The sequence below is a fragment of the Vibrio splendidus 12E03 genome (assembly GCF_000272105.2).
Classification (GTDB): Bacteria; Pseudomonadota; Gammaproteobacteria; order Enterobacterales; family Vibrionaceae; genus Vibrio; species Vibrio splendidus_I.
Genome location: NZ_AJZD02000262.1, coordinates 1 through 1,299 on the forward strand (window position 1 = coordinate 1; position 1,299 = coordinate 1,299).

Annotated in this window: 1 protein-coding gene; it reads right to left on the bottom strand. The window is 35.8% G+C overall.

Annotated elements, in window-relative coordinates; genetic code table 11:
• Positions 1–275: 275 nt before the first annotated feature.
• Positions 276–1,299 (bottom strand): sulfatase-like hydrolase/transferase (locus A142_RS16300; RefSeq protein ID WP_019822819.1); only part of this gene is annotated, 1,024 nt, incomplete at its 5' end.

A 1,299-nucleotide genomic window follows, 5' to 3' on the forward strand; every position in this document is an offset into this window, starting at 1 on the left:
TGAGAAATCAGCGGGCTTTTTTCTTATCTGTTTCAAATCATTATGTATCATCCAAATATTTACACACGCACTTAATTCACTTGCGGATACTGTCAGAGTTTCCTAAATCACCTTATTAGGCTGTTTGCTAACAAGGTTACTAGGATGCATTGAATCAGTAACATAGAGCTGATACTCGCTCACATAGTGCTAAATAAGAGGTAATTTGATGTGTGTAGAAGGTTACTTACTAAGTAACTTTATGGTGTTCAGAACCTTCTGTACCAGTTGTTCGTTTAGTCGATCTTTCTTACCTTAAACTCACTCGTTAACACTGAGTCATACTCCTTTCCTATGTACTCGGGATTGAAGATACTTTTATGATGCTCTGTCTGTTCTGAATATATTCCTACCCATTGCGCAAATGTGTCTGAAAAGTCTCTCAGATTGTATTTGACCGAATGTATTTTCGTTTCTTGTGGGTCATTACTCATTGCTATGAAAGGTACTTCTACTGCCTGCCTAGAAAAATGTGAGCCAGTACCGTGAATTAGATACGGTGGAACGTTTACAGACGTTAGGCCATGATCCGAAAAATAAATGATTTTATATGTTTTATCATGCATCGTGAGTAAGTCTCTAAGCTTCTCTATAAAAGCCACGCCATAAGCCACTGATTTTGAATAGCATTCTAGGTATTTGTTATCTGAGGGTTTTAGTGAAACCTCCTCATCAAATCTCTTACAAAAGTCATAGTGTGACCCCATGGTATGAATGAAAATGACTTTCGGTTTATTAGTTTCTTCACGAATCGCCTTGATCACTTCTGGTAGGAGAATATTATCGGGTTCAGCTTTATCATAAGACGTATTTTTATAATATTGGTAATGAGCCCTACTCGCGATTGCGGATACCTGTGTCTCGTATTGCCCGATCTTAGCTTGATTTGATATCCAATAAGTTTTCATTCCAGCATCATTAGCAAGATCTATCACATTTAAGCCTTTATCATGCCTGTTTACATCTAGGCTCTTTGATAATATTCGAGGAACTGAAAAATATGTAACAACGGATGGGGAAATAACACCATTAAATATGGCCGCTCCTTTTATCTTTCCATTCTCTTCGTTATACGATGGGTAGTAATTTTTAATAACAGATTCACCAATATTTACGATATAAATATCCTTTAATATCTTATTTGTATGGACGTTCTCCCATTTTGAAGAGATTATTGATTTTCCTCCTTCGAGAAGAGATAGTTCATAATATAAAGAAATAGGTTTAATAACTGTAATTAGTCCTAAAAAACTAAACCAC